Raw genomic sequence first — 19,252 nt, 5'->3', positions numbered from 1 at the left:
TTCTGAATACAGAATTTTCTGTAATATCCTTCGGGTGGACACGCTCGCGCATACCGATGCGCTCACCCGGTTCGGCTATGCCCTGTCCGACGCGACCCGCACCCGAATTCTGCTGCGGCTGCGCACCGGGCCGAGCTATCCGTCCGAGCTGGCCGAGACCATCGGGGTCTCGCGGCAGATTCTCTCCAATCACCTTGCGTGCCTGCGCGGATGCGGGCTGGTGGTGGCCGTGCCCGAGGGTCGGCGAAGCCGGTACGAGCTCGCCGATTCCCGCATCGGGCACGCGCTGGACGATCTGATCGGGCTGGTGCTGGCGGTGGATCCGGCCTGCTGCCCGGCATCCGAATCGGGCGGAGAGTGCTGCTGATGTCCGCGCCGCTCGGCATGCCGGGTCCGTTCTCGCCACAACCCGTCTCCGCATCGTCCGTCTCCGCACAGCCCGTCTCCGCACAGCCCCTGTCGGCGCAGCCCCGGACCGGGCCGTCCACGCGGCGGCGCGCGATCCTGACCCGGCGCATTCGGCTTTTCGTCGCGGCCACCATCACCTACAACGTCATCGAGGCGATCGTCGCCCTGTCCGAGGGCGTGCGGGTGTCCTCCACCGCGCTGATCGGATTCGGGCTGGACTCGGTGATCGAGGTGTCCTCGGCCGCGGTGCTCGCCTGGCAGTTCTCCGCCCGCGATCCGCGGTCCCGGGAGCGAATCGCACTGCGCCTCATCGCGTACTCCTTCTTCGCACTCGCGCTCTACGTGAGCGCGGACTCCGCGCGCGCCCTGCTCGGGGTGGGCGAAGCGCGGCACTCGACCATCGGCATCGCGCTGGCCGCGGCCAGTCTCGCGATCATGCCGGTGCTGTCCTGGGCGCAGCGCCGCACCGGTCGCGAGCTCGGATCCGCTTCCGCCGTCGCCGATTCCGCGCAGACCCTGCTGTGCACCTATCTGTCGGCCGTGCTGCTGGTCGGACTGCTGCTCGAAAGTTTGCTGGGCTGGTCCTGGGCCGACCCGGTGGCCGCACTCGTCATCGCCGTCATCGCCGTCCGGGAGGGCGTCAACGCCTGGCGCGGCGATACCTGCTGCCCCGCACCCACTCTCACCGCCGTGGCCGTCACCGACTGCTCGTGCTGCGACTCGGAGTAGGTTGCAGAGAGTTTCGATCTCGACGAAGGAGTGCGCCGATGGCGATGCCGACCGAGTTCCTGGATATCGCGAAGCGCGTGAACAATTGGGGTCGCTGGGGTGCGGACGACGAGATCGGCACACTCAATCTGATCACCGACGAGGTGGTGCGCGCCGCCGCGGCCACCGTGCGCAGCGGTAGGCGGGTCGCACTGTCGGTACCGCTGCAGCAGAACGGAATTCAGACCGGGATGATCCCGGGCCGGGTCAATCCGCTGCACACCATGGTCGCGGTGAACTGGGAGATGTTCGGCCCCGGACTGATCGCCACCAGCGATGACACGGTGACGATGGGTCTGCAGGCCGCCACGCACTGGGACGCGCTGACCCATGTCTCGCACTCCGGGACGATCTACAACGGCCGCTCGGCCGACACCATCACCGCACACAAGGGTTCGGCATTCAGCGGAATCGACAAGGCCCGGCACGTGATCTCGCGGGGTGTACTGCTCGACGTGGCCCGGGTGCACGGCGTCGAACGCTTGGACACCGGCCACGCGGTCACGCCCGAAGACCTCGATGCCGCCGCGGAACTGGGCGGCGTGCGGGTGCGCGCCGGCGATATCGTGCTGGTGCGCACCGGCCAGATGCAGCTGTACCTGGCGGGTGACAAGACCGGCTATGCCGTTCCCTCGCCGGGTCTTTCGGTCCGCTGCCCGGAGTGGTTCCACGCCCGCGATGTGGCCGCGGTCGCCAACGACACGCTCACCTTCGAGACCTTCCCCGCGGAGATCCAGGACGGCTGGCTCGCGGTGCACGCCCTGCACCTGGTGGAAATGGGCATGATTCAGGGCCAGAACTGGAATCTGGAGGACCTCGCGCGGGTGTGCGCGCAGGAGCAGCGCTACGAATTCCTGCTCAGCGCGACGCCGGAACCGTTCGTGGGCGCCACCGGAACCCCGGTCGCGCCGGTCGCCATCTTCTGATCAGAGCAGCCGTTTGGGGTGCATGCCGTCCACCTGGCCGACGAAGGGCGGGTGGATGCTGAACCCCAGCATGCGCAGGATGTCCTCGTCGACCTCGCGGGCCACCTCGCGCGCAGTGGAGAGGTTGAAGTTCTCCTGGGTGCGCAACCACGGTTCGCAGTACTGCGCCGTGAGCGCCAGTCGCGGAGTCTCGGAGGTGTTCGCACCGCCGCCGTGCCAGAGGGTGCCCAGGAAGAACACGCAGGATCCGGCGGGCATCAGCACCGGAGTCCGCGCCGCGGAATCGTTCTCGGGTAGCTCCGAGCCCCATTCGTGGCTGCCGGGGATGATCTCGGTCGCGCCGTTGGTGGTGGTGAACTCGTCGATGGCCCAGATGGTGGCGGCACTCAGGGCGGCGCGCGGGCGAGGTATCGGATAGAAGCCGTCGTCGGTGTGCAGCATCTGCGGCGTCTCACCGGGCAGGATGTTGATCACCTGGAGCATGGACAGCAGGTAGTTCGGCATCAGCAGCCGGTCCAGGATCGCCAGGACCCGCGGATGCGCGGCGATCCGATCGCAGCTGCGGGTCTTGTTCAGCACGCTGTAGATCCGCTGCGTGGTGTGGCCCTCGAAGTCGTTGCGGCCCCGATGATCCAGCAGCGGGCCGACCTCGGCGCGGATCTCCGCCAGTTCCCGCGGGGTGAGCAGGTCGGTGAGGATCACGTACCCGTCCCGCAGCACGGCCGCGAGATCCGCGTCGGCCACGGCCGGGTCGACGCTGCGCCCGCTGCTCTCGGTTCGCCGGTAGGTCCCGGCGATATCCCCGGCCAGATCGGTCACGGACGACACTTCGGTACTCATCGGCACCCTCCGAACATAACTGAATTCTGTTATTGTTCCGACTGTGGCACGCGCACCCATCGGACGTCAACAGCTTCTCGAAGCGGCACGCGCGGAGCTGCTGCACAGCAACGGTGTCGTGGACCTCAACGCACTCAAGCGCAGGTCGGGGCTCAGCACGGGGGCGCTGTATCACCACTTCGGCTCCAAAGCCGGTCTGCTGGTGGCGATTTACGAGGGATACCAGGCCGGACTGGTCGCGGCCATCGCCGACGACACCATCCCGGCCGAGGGCTCCTGGGGTGTGCGCGAACGCGCCCGCACCCACAATTACGTCGCCTATCACTTCGCGGATCCGCTGGCGGAACTGCTGCTCGACCGGATCAGCATGGAGCCCGAGGTCGCCGAGCTCGAGGCGGGCGCGATCGGGCGCATCATCGATTCCGCGGCCGAGAACATCCGGCGCGGCCAGAGCCGGGGCGAGATCTCCGCGGCGGTCGACGCGGATCTGGCCGGCGCGTGCATCATCGGGGCGCTGCGGCACGGCATCGCCCGTCAGCTCGGCCGCGATCCCCGCCCGTCCATCGAGACCACGACCGACCAGCTCTGGGCGTTCATCGCCGCAGCGCTTGGGCTGTAGAACCCCGGGGAAAGCAACTGCTCGAGACACGTTCGACAACACCGAAATTCGCAGGTGAAAGCCGTAATACGCAGCCCCCCAGCAGCTTTGCCACCCAGTGGGACTGCCCCGGGATCCGATGAGGATTAGCGGGGATGCTGCTACTGTGGGCGTGTCGTCGCCGTGGGGGGCGGCAGGGAAGGATTGCTCCATCGGACGGTGATCGTCGGAATCACTTGTCCCGCAGGGACTACGAGGTGAACGCTGGTGTGTCTTCCGGTTGCCTCGATGGAGTTCCGATCCTCGACCCATGCACTCGGTACCGCAGCGCGATCCGCTCCGTACCGGTCCCGTGTTCCCCATCGTCTGGAGTCAAGTCTTTGACCTCGTCATACTCGTCGGCGCCCCAACAGCACCCGGCCATGTCCCACCCCGCCGGAGCCGGAACCTGCCCGGTCGCGCACGGCTCACCCGCCGATGCCGTCGGGCCCCGAATCGGGCTGCACACACCGGAGTTCGCGGCCGATCCGCACGGCACCTACCGTCAGATGCGCCGCGAATACGGTGGACTGGTGCCGATCGAGCTCGCACCGGGGGTGCCCGCCACCCTGGTGATCGACTACCGGACCGCGCTGCGGATCCTGCACGATCCCGAGCACTTCCCCGCCGATCCGCGCGGCTGGGAGGGCAATATCCCGGACGATTCGCCGATCAAGCCGATGATGCAGTGGTACCCGAATGCGCTGCGCAACAGCGGGGTCACACACGCGCGCTACCGGCAGGCGTACGTGGCCAGCATCGATGGAATCGACCTGCACGCGTTGCACAGCACGGTCGGCAAGATCGCCACCCCGCTGATCAACACCTTCTGCGAGGCCGGATCGGTGGATCTGGTGTCGCAGTACGCCTTTCCGCTGGTCTTCGAGGTGCTCAACCAAATGGTCGGCTGCTCGGCCGAATTGGGGCAGCGGGTCGCGACCGGGATGGCCGCACTGTTCGACACCGTGAACGCGGCCTGGGGCATGCAGACCCTGAGCGAGGCGCTGATGGAGCTGGTGCAGTTGCGCCGCGCCGAACCCGGCGACGACGTCACCTCCCGGCTCGCGCACCACTCCTCCGCGCTCGACGACACCGAGATGCTGTTCAACCTGATCAGCTTCTACGGCGCGGGCCTCGAACCGATGCAGAACCTGATCACCAACACCCTGCTGCTGATGCTGACGGACGACCGCTTCGGCGGCGACGTGCTCGGCGGCAGTCTCTCCACGCGCGACGCCCTGGACGAGGTGCTCTTCAACGACCCGCCGATGGCGAACTTCTGCATGAGTTACCCGCAGCAGCCGACCTTGATCGGCAATACCTGGTTGCCGGCGAACCAGCCGGTCCTGATCAGTCTCAGTGCCTGCAACAACGATCCGGCGATCCGGTTCGGCGATCACACCGGCAACCGGTCGCACCTGGCCTGGAGTGCCGGACCCCATGCGTGCCCGGCGAATTCGGTCGCCTACCTGGTCGCGCAGGACGCCATCGATCAGTTGCTCGACGCGCTCCCCGACATGCGGATGACCCTGCGTGCGGACGAAGTGGCCTGGCGGCCAGGACCGTTCCACCGGGCCATGGCGACGCTGCCGGTCGTCTTCCCCAAGTCCCCACCGCTGCCGGTGATTTAAGGAGAACGCGATGGAACAACAACCGATCGTCCTGGACCCCACGGGGACCGATATCCAGGGCGAGTCCGCACGGATCCGCGAGAGCGGCCCCGTGACCCTGGTGGAATTGCACGGCGTGCCGGCGTGGTCGGTGACCGATGCCGTCGTGCTCCAGGGTCTGCTGACCGACCCCCGCGTCTCCAAGGCCGCGAGCCTGCACTGGAGCGCGTACCTCAACGGTGAGATCACCGCGGAATGGCCGCTGCTGCCCTGGGTGGCCGTGGACAACATGTTCACCGCGTACGGCGCGGATCACAAGCGCCTGCGCAAGCTGGTCGCCCCGGCGTTCACCCATCGCCGCACCACCGCCCTGCAGCCCCGCATCGAGGCGATCACCGCGGCCCTGCTCGACAAGCTCGAGACGGTGCCGCGCGGCGAGATCGTCGATCTGCGCGAGCTGTACTGCTACCCGGTGCCGATTCAGGTCATCAGCGAACTGATGGGTGTGCCGGACGATCGCAATCCGGCGCTGCGCAAGTGCGTCGACACCTTCTTCGACGGTTCGATCGGACCCGAGGAGGGCATGGCCAACTACCTCGAAATGTACGGTCTCGTCAGCGAAATCGTGGCGATGAAGCGCGAGACGCCCGGAGACGACATCATCAGCGTGCTGATCGCCACCCGCGACGAGGACGACGATTCGCAGCTGCTCGAGAAGGAACTCGTCGACACCCTGATGCTGGTCATCAACGCGGGTCACGAGACCACCGTCAACCTGCTGGACCAGGCCGTCTTCGCGCTGCTGAACCGGCCGGAACTGCTCGCGGACGTGCTCGCGGACAAGATCAGCTGGGCCGACGTGGTCGAGGAGACGCTGCGGTACGAGGCTCCGGTGGCGCACCTGCCGCTGCGATACGCGGTGGAGGACATCGAGATCGGCGATGTGCGCATCCCCAAGGGCGATGCCATCCTGGCCTCCTACGCGGGCGCCAACCGCGACCCGAACGTGCACGGCGCGGATGCCGACGAGTTCGATCCGCACCGGGCGAGCAAGGACAAGCACCTGGCGTTCGGCTACGGCGTGCACCACTGCGTCGGTGCTCCGCTGGCCCGGCTCGAGGCCACCATCGCACTGCCCGCGCTGTTCGCCCGCTTCCCGGACCTGCGCCTGGCCGAGGATCCGGCCGGTCTGGAGAAGGTCGTCAGCTTCATCTCCAATGGGCATGCCCGCCTTCCGGTTACGCTGCACGCGGAGTAATTCCGTCTGATCTGCGGCGGCGCGCGCCGCCGCAGATCGCGTAGGCACGAGGGGCGAGAAATGGGCCGCGTGGTCGGGATCGACCTGGGGACGAGCAGTTCCACGCTGTGTGTTCTGCAGGACGGCAAACCGACGGTGCTCTCCAGTGCCGAAGGGGCGCACAGTACTCCGTCGGTGGTGGGGTTCATCAGGAACGGGCTGGTGATCGCCGGTCAACCCGCCCTGGATCGTGCGGTGACCAACGCGCCGCGAACCTTTCGATCGATCCGTCGGCCACTCGGTTCCGCGTGGAGCTCCCCCGCTATCGACGGAAGGGTCTACGCCGCACAGGATATCGCTGCCTGCGTGCTGATGAAGCTCAAGCGCGACGGGGAGGCCGAACTGGGCGAGGAGATCACCGACGTGATCATCTCCGTGCCCGCGCTCTCGAGCGAGGCCGAGCAGCAGGCCACCGAACGCGCGTGTGCGAAAGCGGGTCTGCACGTGCTGCGCATGGTGAGCGAGACCAGTCTCGCCGGATTCACCTACGGGCTGGTGATCACCCCGGAGGATCGCAGCATCCTGGTGGTGGATCTGGGCGCGGGCACACTCAGCGTCGGGCTTTTCGAGATCGGCAAGGGCATCACCGAGGTGCGCACCGCGGGCGGTGACAATCGGCTCGGCGGTGACGAATGGGACCACCGGATCGTCGACTGGCTGATCGGGAAACTGGGAAACACCGGTGTGCGCGCAGACATTCGCGCGGACCCGCACGCGATGGAACGGCTGCGCGCCGCGGCCGAGAAGGCACGCATCGAACTGTCGAGCATCGAGAACACCACCGTCGCGCTGCCCTATATCGGAGTGGACGCCGCCCGGAACCCGGTCTCGCTCGACGAAGCGCTGAGCCGAGTCGAGTTGCAGCGCATGACCTCCGACCTGACCGACCGCTGCCGCGCCGTCATCGAGCAGACCCTGGCGCAGGTGCAGGTCTCGACCGCCGCCATCGACCATGTCGTGCTGGTCGGCGGGGCCACCCGCATGCCCGCGATCGCCGCGATGGTGAAAGACCTGATCGGCGGCCGGGAACCGCATCGGGGGCTGAATCCGGACGAGGCGGTCGCGGTCGGAGCGGCCGCGCTGAGCGGCGTCCTGGACGGCACGATCCCGGACCGCCGCCTCGTCGAGCCGCCGCCTCGCGACGCCGAAAAAGACTCGGAGCCGGACGGATTCGCCACCGCCGGACCGATCGACCTGTTCGCCATCCCGGTGCGGGCCATCGCACCGGCCCCGCCACCGGAGCGGGCAGCGTCCGCTCCCGAGTCGGCCGTCCCCGCTCCATCCGAACCCTCACCCGGCGCAGCGGCCGAATCCGCGCGTCCCCCGGCGACACCGGGCTCGGCCGGGTCCTCGAGATCCGCCCGGACCACATTCGCCGGGGCGGTCCGCACCAGACTGTCGAGGTCCCGCCGAGCCGAGCCACCGAAAACCGCACGCACCGAGGCGCCGACGCCCGCCCGCGCCGAGGCGGACGAACCAGCCCATGTCGAGCCCACGAAACGCTCCCGGCTCACGAAAACCGCTCCACCGACACTCGCCGGGCCGAAACCCGCTCCGACCGAGCACTCCGTCACTGCCAACACGCGGCCCAGAAAGCCCGCGGGGGTCGCGAAACCCCTGCTGGTCAAGGTCCTCATCTGGTTCTTCTCCGCCACCGCCGCGTTCTTCCTGGTGGTCAACGTCCCCCACCTCTTCCGAACGGTCGGCGGCGACGAGCCCCCCACCTGCGCCGGGCACATCATGTCCAAGGCCGACGCCTGCCGCATCGAGGGCAAAACCCCCGGCTATCTGGGCTACGAGGAGATGCAGCAGCGCCAGCGCGGCAACAACCGCGACAACGCCGTCAGCGGAACCGTGATCGGCGCTCTCCTCGGCGGAGCGGCGCTGCTGCTGATCTTCCCGCCTCGGCGACGCCGGAGCGACATCGACCGAGGGGGCGGGTCGAGGGCCATTGGCACACGGGGGATGTGACCGGCGATACAGTGGCTGGGGGTGAAGGCTGAGGAATCGGATGAACAGAGCACCGCAACGCAATCCCTGGATGGCGGTTCGGCCCGGGGAGGATGTCGTGCAGTTGGCACGGCGGGTTTCGGTCGCGCATCAGACTTTTCTCGACGGCGCGGAACGCCTGCCGACGGTTCGCCCGGCGGGGGAACCCATGCGGTCGGTCGTGCTCGATTCGTGGCGGCGCAGTCGCGATCTCGGGGTGAATCCGGACGGGTTCGGGGACGCGGGCGAGCTCGAGGGCGCGGAGCTGCGGTCGTACCGCACCGCACATCCGATGGCGATGATCCGGCCGGTGGTGCGCAGGCTGCTGGTGCAGGACGCGGCGGAGGCCGGTCTGCTGGTGGCGATCAGCGATGCCCGGGGGCGGCTGCTGTGGGTGGACGGCGATGCCGAGGTCAAGGACCGGGCGCTGGCGATGAATTTCGCCGAGGGGGCCGATTGGAGCGAGGATCGGGTCGGCACCAACGCCCCGGGAACCGCTCTCGCACTTGATCATCCGGTGCAGATCTTCGGGGCCGAGCATTTCAGCCGCGCGGTGCACGACTGGAGCTGTTCGGCCGCACCGGTGCACGATCCGATCACCGGGCAGATCATCGGCGCGATCGACATCACCGGAGGACCCAGAGTCGCCGCGCCGGAGGCACTTTCGCTGATCCGGGCGACGGTGGCGGCGGCGGAGTCGGAACTGCGACTGCATCTGCTGGCCGCGCCGGGCAGACTCAGCGGGGACATCGTGCGCGTGCGGGTCCTGGGATCTGGGCGGCCCACCGTCATCCGCCGCGACGAGCGAATCGCGCTCTCGCAGCGGCACGCCGAGATCCTGGTCCTGCTGGCCGAGCATCCCGAGGGCCTCAGCGCCGACCATCTGGCCATGCTGCTGGACGAATCGGAGCTGGACCCGGTGACGGTGCGAGCCGAGATGTCCAGGCTGCGAAAGATATTGGGCGCGGACGCGCTCGGGTCACGCCCGTATCGACTGCTGCTGGAACTCGACTCCGACCTCGACCGGGTGCGCCGGGCGCTGGCCGGGGGCGATGCGCAGGCCGCCCTGCACGCGTACCCGGGCCCGGTGCTGCCGCGCTCGCTCGCGCCCGGCATCGAGGAGATTCGGGCGGAATTGCGTGGCGGCCTGCGCGCGGCTCTGCTCGGAACCGGGGACTGGCGGCTGCTCGCGCGCTGGACGGGTTCGGCCGAAGGCCGCGAGGACGTGGCGGCGTGGGCGGCGTACCTCGCCTGCCTGGATCCGAAGTCCTCGATGTATGCACAGGTCAGGTCGCAGTTTCTCCTTCTCGACAGCAGACTGGGCATCTGACCAGTTTCTTGCAACCGCCATGCAACTTTCACACTCCTAGTGTCATGGATCACATCTGGCGAACAGTCAGTAGATCGAGGAGCGTGCGATGACCGTCTACCCCCGCCCGGGCACACCCGATGCCGCCATGGCCTTCCAGTCACGGTACGAGAACTGGATCGGCGGCCAATGGGTCGCGCCCGTCAAGGGTCAGTACTTCGAGAACCCCACCCCCGTCACGGGTCAGACCTTCTGCGAGGTCGCGCGCGGCACCGCCGAGGACATCGAGCTCGCGCTCGATGCCGCTCACGCCGCCGCGCCGGCCTGGGGCAAGACCTCGGTCGCCGAGCGCGCCGTCATCCTCAACAAGATCGCCGACCGGATGGCCGAGAACCTCGAGGCCATCGCCCTGGCCGAAGCCTGGGACAATGGCAAGCCCATTCGGGAAACGCTGAACGCCGACATCCCGCTCGCCATCGATCACTTCCGCTACTTCGCCGGAGCCATTCGCGCACAGGAGGGTTCGCTGTCGGAGATCGACAAGGACACCGTCGCGTACCACTTCCACGAGCCGCTCGGCGTTGTCGGACAGATCATTCCGTGGAACTTCCCGATCCTGATGGCGGTCTGGAAGCTGGCCCCCGCGCTCGCGGCCGGCAATGCGGTCGTGCTCAAGCCGGCCGAGCAGACCCCGGCCTCGATCCTGTTCCTGATCGAACTGCTGGGTGATCTGCTGCCGCCCGGCGTGGTCAATATCGTCAACGGTTTCGGCGTCGAGGCGGGCAAGCCGCTGGCCTCCAGCCCGCGCATCAAGAAGATCGCGTTCACCGGCGAGACCACCACCGGCCGCTTGATCATGCAGTACGCCTCGCAGAACCTCATCCCGGTCACCCTGGAACTGGGCGGCAAGAGCCCCAATATCTTCTTCTCCGACGTGTTCGCCGCGGACGACGACTACCGAGACAAGGCGCTCGAGGGCTTCACCATGTTCGCCCTCAATCAGGGCGAGGTCTGCACCTGCCCCTCGCGCGCGCTGATCCAGGCCGATATCTACGACGAGTTCCTGGACCGTGCCGTGGCCCGCACCCAGGCGGTCATCCAGGGCAATCCGCTCGACACCGACACCATGATCGGCGCGCAGGCCAGCAACGATCAGCTCGAAAAGATCCTGTCCTACATCGAGATCGGCAAGGGCGAGGGCGCGGCCCTGCTCACCGGTGGCGCCCGCGCGGACCTCGGCGGCGATCTGTCCGGCGGCTACTACGTGCAGCCGACCATCTTCACCGGCAAGAACGCCATGCGCATCTTCCAGGAGGAGATCTTCGGGCCGGTGGTCTCGGTGACCTCGTTCACCGACTACGACGAGGCCATCTCCATCGCCAACGACACCCTGTACGGGCTCGGGGCGGGCGTGTGGTCCCGGGACGGGTCGGTGGCCTACAGCGCGGGTCGCGACATCCAGGCCGGACGGGTGTGGACGAACACCTACCACCAGTACCCCGCGCACGCGGCCTTCGGCGGCTACAAGCAGTCCGGCATCGGGCGCGAGAACCACCGCATGATGCTCGACCACTACCAGCAGACCAAGAACCTGCTGGTGAGCTACGCCCCGAAGGCGCAAGGCTTCTTCTGATGACCGACACCACCCCGTCCGCACCCCGAAGGGTGCGTGCCACCGTGGCGGCGATGGAGCTCCTGCGTCGCCTCCGGGCGGCGCACGGGCCGCTCATGCTGCACCAGTCCGGTGGGTGCTGCGACGGGTCGGCTCCGATGTGTTATCTCGCAGGCGAATTCGTGATCGGCGATCGCGATGTGCTGCTCGGGCTGCTGGATCTGCGCCTGGGCATCGGCGAGATGCCGACCAGCGCGGCGGCACCGGAGGATACGGCGGCCGTGTGGATCTCGGGTCCGCAGTTCACCGCCTGGCAGCACACCCAGCTGGTGCTGGACGTGGTGCCGGGGCGGGGTTCGGGATTCAGCCTGGAGGCGCCCGAGGGAATGCGATTCCTCAGCCGCGGAAGGGTTTTCGACTCCGACGAGCTGACGGCGCTGTTCGAGGTCGAGACGCTCACCGGGCAGCTGTGGGAGCAGGGGCATCGCCCGGCCGAATCCACCGAGCCGCAGGTGGTCGCCGAGGCGGCGGACGCCTGCCCTGTCCCGAGCCGGGACACCGGGGCGAGCTCCCCTCGGTCGTAGGCGAGAGGTGAATGGACGAGTAGTGACGGGCGATCAGCTGCCCGCCCGGTCAGCGGGCAGCTCGATAGGCGGCCAGGCGCGTGAGGGTGCGGTCCGCTTCCGCGACGATCTCGGCGACCACATCCGCGGCAGAGGCGATCGCGGTGACCCGGTCGAGGGCTTGGCCCGCCCAGATGGGCACGACGTCCGGGTCCTGCTCGGCGGCCGCGGCCCGGAATCGCTGTTGGGCGTCCAGATCCCCGCGCAGTTCGGCTTCGCGGTCACGCCAGGCGTCCAGGAACGCGTTGCGGAGGGTGCGGGCGGGATACCGTGCCGGCCACGCGGACCCGCGGGCGATATCGAGGACTCGGTTGGTCTCGGTATCGGCGCCGGTGGCATCGAGCAGGGCCTTGATCTCGGCTGCGGGGACCAGGGATTCGTGAGTGGCCTGGAAACGGGTGCCGATCATCGCACCGGAGGCTCCGAGCGCCAGCGCGGCGGCGAGGCTGCGGCCGTCCGCGATCCCGCCCGCCGCGAGCACGGGGATGGATCCGGCCATGTCGACCACCGACGGCACGAAAGACATTGTCCCGACGGCGTTCTGACCCGCATGACCGCCCGCGTCGTTGCCCTGCGCGACCAGCACGTCCGCACCGGCCTCCAGCGCGCGTCGCGCTTCGGCCATGTCGGTGACCTGCACGATGAGTCTCACTCCGGCGGAACGGATCTCGTCGGCGTAGGGCGCGGGATCACCGAAGGAGAGCAGAATCGCGGCGGGGCCGTGATCGAGTGCCCGTGCGATGGCGTCGTTTTCGAGGGACCACAGCAGGAACCCGATCCCCCACGGCTTGCTCGTCGACGCGGTCACGATCCCCGCCTCCCGCTCGAGGACCTCGCGGGCGCCGCTGCCCGCTCCGATCAGCCCGAGTCCGCCGGCTTCGGATACCGCGGCGGCCAGCGCTCCGCCCGCCGCCCCGCCCATCGGCGCGGACACCACGGGATGCTCGATCGACAGGCGTTCGGTGAAATCGGTGCGCAATGCCATGCCCTCGATCATGGCACCGGACAGCGCGGCGGCAGGTGGGCGGGCATCGGGTACCCGATGCGGGGATAAGCTCGTAGTTCTTATGGCTATCAGCGCAACGCTTCATAATTTCGTCGTCCAGCTCTCGGACATCGATCGCGGTGTCTACGAGGAGCTCGATCTGCGGGTCGCCCGGCACCCGTCCGAGACCGACGAGTTCATGCTGACCCGGTTGCTGGCCTACTGCCTCGAGTACGAGGAGGGGATCGCCTTCGGCGGCGGCGTATCCACCACCGATGAGCCCGCGGTGCTGGTGCGGGACCTCAGCACCCAGGTCACCGCGTGGATCGAGGTCGGCGCGCCGGACGCGGAGCGGTTGCATCGGGGCAGCAAGCTCGCGGGGCGCGCGGCCGTCTACACCCATCGCGACCCGGTCAAGGTGCTGGCACAGCTGGTCGGCAAGAAGGTGCATCGCGCCCAGGCCATTCCGGTGTTCAGCTTCGATCGCGATTTCATCGAGGCGGCGGTGGAGGCCATCGATCGGCGCAATGACATCAACCTCTCGATCACCGAACGGGTGCTGTACCTGGAGATCAACGGCACCGCCCTGAGCACGCCGATCGAGGAGCACCGGCTCGTGTGATCGGGTCGGTCTGTCGGACGGCCCGGTTAGCCTGTCGGAGTGAATGAACTCGACGGCCAGGAACTCGACGGCGTGGCCGTCATCGCGTTCGCGGATGCCGACGCCTTCGATCGCTGGCTGGCCGAGAATCACACGCGGGCCGAGGGCGTGTGGATCCGGGTCGCGAAGAAGAACTCGGGCATCGGGTCGATCACGGAGGACGAGCTGGTCGATGTCGGTCTGTGCTTCGGCTGGATCTCCGGGCAGCGGCGTTCCCAGGACGAGCGGTACTACCTGCAGAAATATGTCCCGCGCCGGGCCAAGAGCCTGTGGTCACGGGTGAACGTGGACAAGGTCGAGATGCTGACCGCCGCCGGGCGCATGCGCGAACCCGGGCTCGACGAGGTGCGCAAGGCACAGCAGGACGGGCGCTGGGCCGCGGCCTACGAATCGCAGCGGAACGCGGCGATTCCGGAGGATCTGGTCACGGCGCTCGCGGCGCATCCGCAGGCCGCGGCGGCCTTCGACGCCCTGGACAAGTCCGGGCGCTATCGCGTGATCCTGCCGCTGCTGCAGGCGCTCACGCCGGAGGTTCGACGGCAGCGCCTGGACCGGGCTCTGCGACTCCTGATCGAGAGCCCCGCGCAAGCCTGATCGTTTCCCGCTCCGACCTGCGGCTCGAGCAGCGACCACCCGCGGGTCTGGTTGGATGATCGGGTGACTGGCGTTCCCTTCCGATTGATCGGCCCCTTCCGTTTCGACCTGGTGATGCCCGCGTGGGCCGAGCACTTCCCCCAGTTCGACACGCTCGTCGGCTATTCGGACCTCGGGCACGCCTTCCTGATGAGCACCCGCACGGGCGAATACGCCATTCTCGATCCGTACAGCGCGGGCACCAAGCGCTACGGGCCGTTCACCGAGATCACCGCCTTCATCGACCGGGTGCTGTTCGATCCGGCGGTCGTGACGTATGTGCTGCAGCCGCACCATGTTTCGGAGATCGAACGACGACTCGGACCACTCGGCGAGGACGAGGTGTTCATCGCCACGCCGTATCCGTTCCTGGGCGGCTCCGAATCCCCCGACGCCTACGACAAGGGCGGCGTGTGGGTGTTCTACGACCTGGTTGCCCAGGCGCACGGACTCGAAGGCTGAGCCACGCGCGGGTGGCCCGATGCGGCCGCCCGGCTTGACGGAAAGACACACCGAGCTGCGGGTCGAGGTGCGATGATGCAGCACGCCGCAGTTTTTCGGCGGTTGCTCTGCGAGTCTGTGTGTACGCGCCGAAGTGGGGTGGTCGCTCGTGGTGAAACCTGTCTCGACATCGCGTCTGGCACGCGGATCCAAGCTCGGCGCGGTGGTGGCCGCGCAGTCGATTCGCAAGCGGCGCACCAAGTTATCGATGATCGGCCGTTCGAACGAGGCGCGCGCCCGGCTGGCCGACGAATCGATACTGCGCACGGCCGAACAGCTGGTGCGGGTGCTGGGCCAGATGAAAGGCCTGGCGATGAAACTGGGCCAGCTGCTCTCACTGCTCGATCTGGAACTGGTGCCGCCCCGGCATCGAGAAACGTTCCAGCGCAGGCTGGCCGTGCTGTTCGATCAGGCCCCGGCCGTCGACTTCGACACCATGCGCCGGGTGATCGAGGAGGATCTGGGCGCGCCGCTCGAGGAGCTGTTCGCCGAGTTCGAGCCGAATCCCCTTGCGGCGGCGTCGATCGGGCAGGTGTATCGGGCGCGGTTGCACAACGGCGCCGAGGTCGCGGTGAAGGTGCAGTACCCCGGAATCGACCTGGCGGTGCGCGCGGATCTGAAGAACCTCGCCATGCTGCGGACGGCCGCACAGCAATTGCTGCCGGGTCTGACGCTGAGCGTGTTCGACGAGCTGCGCACCAGTTTCGAGGCGGAACTGGACTACACGCTCGAAGCGGACACCCAGCGGCACGTCGCGAGGCTGTACGCGGACCATCCGTTCATCGCTGTGCCGCAGGCGTTTCCGGAGTTCAGCGGTCGGCGGGTGCTGGTCTCCGAATTCTCGCCCGGCCTCGATTTCGAGGCCATGCGCGCGCTGCCGGACGCCCAGCGCGATCGAATCGGAGAGATCGTCTACCGGTTCTACGTGGGCTCGCTGTACGAGTTCGCGGAGTTCTGCGGCGATCCGCATCCGGGCAATGTGCTGCTGCGCGAGGACGGGAAGGTGGTGTTCCTGGATTTCGGGCTGTACAAGCGAATGGCCCTGGCGGACATCGCGTTCGAGATCAAGTGTCTGCGTGCCACCGCCGAGGATCGGTGGGACGACCTGCACCGGTTCATGGTCGAGCGCGGGATCGTCGGCGCGGAATCCGGCGTCACCGCCCAGGAGTGCCACGACTACATTCTCTCGGCCTCGGAGTGGAGTCTGATCGACGAGGATCTCACGATCACCCCGGAACTGGCGTGCGGCGCGTTCCTGCCCGTATTCGATACGCGGCACCGGGAATTCGCCGGCATGCGGCAGCAGAACATGCCGCCCGAACATCTTTTCTCGCGGCGGGTCGACTTCTGGACCTGCGGGACACTGGGGCAGTTGCGCGCCACCGCGAACTGGCATCGGATCGCGCGGGAGTGGTTGTACGACGAGGAGCCGGTCACGGAACTCGGCCTGCTGCACCGGGATTGGCGACGCACACGCGATCTCGACGGCGCTGTCCGAACCCCTGACGCCGCGAACCCGCCCCTCAGAGACTGAAGACTCGCTCCGCCGGATCCAGGATCGGGACGGTCGCGGAGATCTGCGACACCAATTGCGCCGGGCGGGACATGTCTCCGGTGGCCTTGCCACTGGTCAGGATCGCGCCGGACAGACCCCGGTGCGGGTCGGCCCAGCCGTACTGGGTGGTCAATCCGCTTCGGCCGAAATGGGCTTCGGTGTCGCGGCCGAACTTCGAGCGGCGCGCGCCGAGTTCGTAGCCCGCGCGGCTCACCTTGCCCGCCGCACCCAGCATCCGGTCGGCGGGGGCGATCGCCGACCGCAACGTCTCCGGGCGCATGATCCGTACTCCGTCCAATTCACCTCCGCGAGCGAGGATTTCATAGAATCGGGACAGTTCGGCGGCGGTGGTGACGAGATTTCCCGAGGGCAGTTCGGCGGTGAGGAACGCGCGGGTCGACTCCTGTGTCATGGCTCCGGACATGCCGCCGCCGAGTGCCTTGCGGGCCAGGTGACTCCACATCCGCGAGGGTCCCGGGCCGACCTTGACACCGGGCACCACCTGAGCGGTTTCCTCCGGCAGCACTCCGAAGTTGGTCCAGCGGAAGCCCAGTGGCTGCAGGACCTGCTCGCTCAGGTGCTCACGCATGCGCTTTCCGGTCGCGCGCTGCACCAGCAGTCGCTGAATCAATCCGGCGGTCATGGCGTGGTAGACCCGGAATCGGCGGGGCCGCCAACTCGGCTCCAGATCGGCCAGTGCCCGCGCCGCGAGTTCCTCGTCGACGACGAGCTCGTAGCCCTTGTACGGAGGGGTCACGAACGGCACACCGGCCGAATGCGACAGCACATCGCCGATGGTGATCCCCGACTTACCGTGCGCGGCGAATTCCGGAATATAGTGTGCGACAGTATCTTCGGGCTTGAATGCGCCCTGCTCGACCAGCATGTACATGAGCGCGGCCGCCACTCCCTTGGCGGTGGAGAAGCCACAGAAGGGCGTGTCCGGGGTGGCGAGCACCTTCTCCGTGTCCGGACCGTCACCCGGCGAATTTCCCCAGCCGTGCCCGATGGATCGGTTGAGCACGACCTTGCCGTCGCGGCGCAGGCACACCTGGATCGCGGGCGTCGTGCCGAGCCGGTACCAGGCCTGCACCGACTCCCACACCGCGTCGACTCCGGCGCGGGTCATCCCGGCCGAGTCGGGATCATCCTCGTAACCGGCCGTGGTCACGGCCGCGAGATCGTCGCCGACTTGCACAAGTGGAACTGCGGGAGCGCCCATTCGCCCCAGGGTAGCGATGCCACCGCGCCCCCGCCGCCGCCGCGCGGGTGGACCCGGCGCCACGCCCGCGCCCGCGTGGTCCACCGAGTGGAGACTGTGGGAATCGGGCGAATGTGACTACCGTGGGTGGTGCTCTCGGTTCCACCGCCCGATTCCGCTGGAGGATTCTTGCGCACGATCACTCGCGTCCTGCTCGTCATCATGGCCCTGGCCTGCGGCTCCGCTCTCGTGGTGCCCGCGGCGTCCGCCGCCCCGACCGCCGACCTCGACCCGAGCACCTCGGCCAAGATCGACGAGCTGCTGGCTCTGCGCGCCGCGTCGGGCGGTAAGAGCCGCGGGGATCTGATCGAGGCGCTCTCGAGCCGCTTCCTCGGCACCCCCTATGTCGCGAACATGCTCATCGGCTCGGCCTCGCAGCCGGAGAAGCTCGTCATCGATACGCGAGGGGTGGACTGCTTCACCTACCTCGATTACGTCGAGGCGGCCAGTCGCTCCGGCAACCGAGACGAGTTCGTCCAGAACCTGATCGACACCCGCTACACCGGCGGCACCGTCGATTTCCGCGCCCGCAAGCACTTCTTCAGCGACTGGGCCAACACCGCCCGCGTCGCCGCCACCGATGTCACCGGATCCCTGAGCCCGGCCGCGGTGACCGTGCCGAAGCAGTTGAACGCCAAGGGTGACGGCGGCAGCTACCTCCCCGGCCTCCCCGTGGTCGACCGCGCCATCACCTACATCCCCAGCTCCGCCGTGGGCGACAACGTGATCGGCGGCCTGCGCACCGGCGACTACATCGGCGCCTACACCGACCAGCCCGGCCTCGACGTCACCCATGTGGGCATCTTCGTCATGACCCCCACCGGCCCCGTCTTCCGAAACGCCTCCTCCCTGTCCGCCAACAACCAGGTGGTCGACTCCCCCTTCACCGACTACGTGAACACCACCCCGGGCATCGTCGTCTACCGCCCGCGGTAGTCGCGGCACACTTCGCCTCGAAACAGGTCAGGCCCGGCGCGTGCGCCGGGCCTGACCTTTCTGCCGAGTCGAGAGGCTACGGAACGAGACCGGCCGCACCGGCGCCCGCGCCGACGCCCGCACCCACGAGTCCACCGACACCGGCCGCCGGGATACCGGCCACAGCCGCACCGATGCCCGCACCGACGACGCCGCCGATGACACCGCCGATTGCCATGGCGCCGGCCGCGATCGGCACCGCGGCAGCAGCCTCGGCCGCCAGGGCCGGAAGCACGATGACGCAGCCGACGCCCGTGGCGCACATGGCCAGGTTCGCCAGCGACGCACCCAGTGCGGTACCACCCGCGCCCACCACGAGTCCGGCGGCGACGCCGACTCCCGCGCCGACGACACCGCCCACCACGCCGCCCGCGACAGCGGCCGGGATACCGGCAACGGCCGCACCGATTCCGGCGCCGGCCAATGCGGCCTGGCCGATCTTGTTCGGATCGGGCTGGGCGATCGGCTGCGGGGCATCGACCTCGACCGCGGCGGCCGGCTGTACGACCGCGACCTGCTGCACCGGCGCCGCCTGCGTGCCGGGCGCGGCCGAGGCCATTCCCGCGAAGGTCAGCGAGGCCGCGAGCGGCAGCGCGACCAGAATCGCGGCGCGGCGCGCACTTCCGGTGGTGTGACGAATTGTCATGACTCCCCCTTGACTG

The 19,252-nt window shown here is 68.2% G+C and carries 19 protein-coding genes; 15 read left to right on the top strand and 4 right to left on the bottom strand.

The window, feature by feature from the left end; genetic code table 11:
* The first annotated feature begins 34 nt into the window (after positions 1-34).
* From NJ1_RS33655 to NJ1_RS33645, 3 genes are read left to right on the top strand one after another with little or no spacing between them, the layout of a single operon-like run.
* A complete protein-coding gene (locus NJ1_RS33655; protein ID WP_067702962.1) occupies positions 35-367 on the top strand; it encodes an ArsR/SmtB family transcription factor in 333 nt (110 codons plus the stop codon).
* On the top strand, positions 367-1,137 hold the full coding sequence (locus NJ1_RS33650) for a cation efflux transmembrane domain-containing protein (protein WP_174557147.1): 771 nt from the start codon (positions 367-369) through the stop codon (positions 1,135-1,137). Before NJ1_RS33655 ends, NJ1_RS33650 begins: the two co-directional genes overlap by 1 nt.
* 38 nt (positions 1,138-1,175) lie before the next feature.
* A complete protein-coding gene (locus NJ1_RS33645) occupies positions 1,176-2,102 on the top strand; it encodes a cyclase family protein (protein ID WP_067702960.1) in 927 nt (308 codons plus the stop codon).
* Here NJ1_RS33645 and NJ1_RS33640 read toward each other — a convergent pair whose 3' ends face one another.
* Positions 2,103-2,942: a phytanoyl-CoA dioxygenase family protein gene (locus NJ1_RS33640; protein ID WP_067702957.1), complete on the bottom strand. Its 840-nt coding sequence runs from the start codon at positions 2,940-2,942 to the stop codon at positions 2,103-2,105. It lies immediately after the preceding gene.
* 43 nt (positions 2,943-2,985) lie between these two features.
* Between NJ1_RS33640 and NJ1_RS33635 the strand changes: the two genes are divergently transcribed.
* From NJ1_RS33635 to NJ1_RS33605, 7 genes are all read left to right on the top strand, one after another.
* On the top strand, positions 2,986-3,561 hold the full coding sequence (locus tag NJ1_RS33635; RefSeq protein ID WP_067702954.1) for a TetR/AcrR family transcriptional regulator: 576 nt from the start codon (positions 2,986-2,988) through the stop codon (positions 3,559-3,561).
* A 401-nt stretch (positions 3,562-3,962) separates the two neighbouring features.
* Entirely contained in the window at positions 3,963-5,210 is a 1,248-nt protein-coding gene (locus NJ1_RS33630) for a cytochrome P450 family protein (protein ID WP_067702951.1), read from the top strand.
* 10 nt (positions 5,211-5,220) lie between these two features.
* Positions 5,221-6,447 carry a cytochrome P450 family protein gene (locus NJ1_RS33625; RefSeq protein ID WP_067702949.1) on the top strand — a complete coding sequence of 409 codons (1,227 nt, stop codon included), beginning with the start codon at positions 5,221-5,223 and terminating at the stop codon, positions 6,445-6,447.
* A 60-nt stretch (positions 6,448-6,507) separates the two neighbouring features.
* The gene (locus NJ1_RS33620) at positions 6,508-8,457 is read left to right on the top strand and encodes an Hsp70 family protein (RefSeq protein ID WP_067702946.1); all 1,950 of its coding nucleotides are present in this window, start codon (positions 6,508-6,510) and stop codon (positions 8,455-8,457) included.
* Positions 8,458-8,497: 40 nt separating this feature from the next.
* Positions 8,498-9,805: a sigma-54-dependent transcriptional regulator family protein gene (locus NJ1_RS33615; protein ID WP_067702943.1), complete on the top strand. Its 1,308-nt coding sequence runs from the start codon at positions 8,498-8,500 to the stop codon at positions 9,803-9,805.
* 88 nt (positions 9,806-9,893) lie between these two features.
* Entirely contained in the window at positions 9,894-11,417 is a 1,524-nt protein-coding gene (gene adh, locus NJ1_RS33610; protein ID WP_067702940.1) for an aldehyde dehydrogenase, read from the top strand.
* Positions 11,417-11,980, top strand: a complete 564-nt coding sequence (locus NJ1_RS33605; protein WP_067702936.1) for a DUF779 domain-containing protein — start codon at positions 11,417-11,419, stop codon at positions 11,978-11,980. The genes adh and NJ1_RS33605 overlap by 1 nt, the downstream gene beginning before the upstream one ends.
* 49 nt (positions 11,981-12,029) lie before the next feature.
* Here the strand turns inward: NJ1_RS33605 and NJ1_RS33600 are convergent, their stop codons facing one another.
* Positions 12,030-13,004: an NAD(P)H-dependent flavin oxidoreductase gene (locus NJ1_RS33600; RefSeq protein ID WP_067703021.1), complete on the bottom strand. Its 975-nt coding sequence runs from the start codon at positions 13,002-13,004 to the stop codon at positions 12,030-12,032.
* An 82-nt stretch (positions 13,005-13,086) separates the two neighbouring features.
* Here NJ1_RS33600 and NJ1_RS33595 point away from each other — a divergent pair, with 82 nt between their 5' ends.
* The 4 genes from NJ1_RS33595 (at position 13,087) to NJ1_RS33580 (ending at position 16,333) form a co-directional block, all read left to right on the top strand.
* The gene (locus NJ1_RS33595; protein ID WP_067702933.1) at positions 13,087-13,626 is read left to right on the top strand and encodes a YaeQ family protein; all 540 of its coding nucleotides are present in this window, start codon (positions 13,087-13,089) and stop codon (positions 13,624-13,626) included.
* Between the two features lie 39 nt (positions 13,627-13,665).
* Positions 13,666-14,259 (top strand): YdeI/OmpD-associated family protein, encoded by a 594-nt coding sequence (locus tag NJ1_RS33590; RefSeq protein ID WP_067702930.1) that lies wholly within the window; start codon positions 13,666-13,668, stop codon positions 14,257-14,259.
* Between the two features lie 63 nt (positions 14,260-14,322).
* Positions 14,323-14,760 (top strand): T6SS immunity protein Tdi1 domain-containing protein, encoded by a 438-nt coding sequence (locus NJ1_RS33585; RefSeq protein ID WP_157574472.1) that lies wholly within the window; start codon positions 14,323-14,325, stop codon positions 14,758-14,760.
* 148 nt (positions 14,761-14,908) lie between these two features.
* A complete protein-coding gene (locus NJ1_RS33580) occupies positions 14,909-16,333 on the top strand; it encodes an ABC1 kinase family protein (RefSeq protein WP_067703019.1) in 1,425 nt (474 codons plus the stop codon).
* Here the strand turns inward: NJ1_RS33580 and NJ1_RS33575 are convergent.
* Positions 16,323-17,576 carry a serine hydrolase gene (locus NJ1_RS33575; protein ID WP_067702924.1) on the bottom strand — a complete coding sequence of 418 codons (1,254 nt, stop codon included), beginning with the start codon at positions 17,574-17,576 and terminating at the stop codon, positions 16,323-16,325. The genes NJ1_RS33580 and NJ1_RS33575 overlap by 11 nt on opposite strands.
* 168 nt (positions 17,577-17,744) lie before the next feature.
* Here NJ1_RS33575 and NJ1_RS33570 point away from each other — a divergent pair, with 168 nt between their 5' ends.
* A complete protein-coding gene (locus NJ1_RS33570; RefSeq protein WP_067703016.1) occupies positions 17,745-18,551 on the top strand; it encodes a DUF1460 domain-containing protein in 807 nt (268 codons plus the stop codon).
* A gap of 76 nt (positions 18,552-18,627) precedes the next feature.
* Here the strand turns inward: NJ1_RS33570 and NJ1_RS33565 are convergent, their stop codons facing one another.
* The gene (locus NJ1_RS33565) at positions 18,628-19,236 is read right to left on the bottom strand and encodes a hypothetical protein (RefSeq protein WP_067702920.1); all 609 of its coding nucleotides are present in this window, start codon (positions 19,234-19,236) and stop codon (positions 18,628-18,630) included.
* Between the last annotated feature and the right edge of the window lie 16 nt (positions 19,237-19,252).

It is taken from the genome of Nocardia jejuensis NBRC 103114, from assembly GCF_001613145.1.
Lineage (GTDB): Bacteria > Actinomycetota > Actinomycetes > Mycobacteriales > Mycobacteriaceae > Nocardia > Nocardia jejuensis.
Note: the sequence above shows the minus strand (reverse complement) of the source record. Positions and strands in the feature narration are given on the sequence as shown.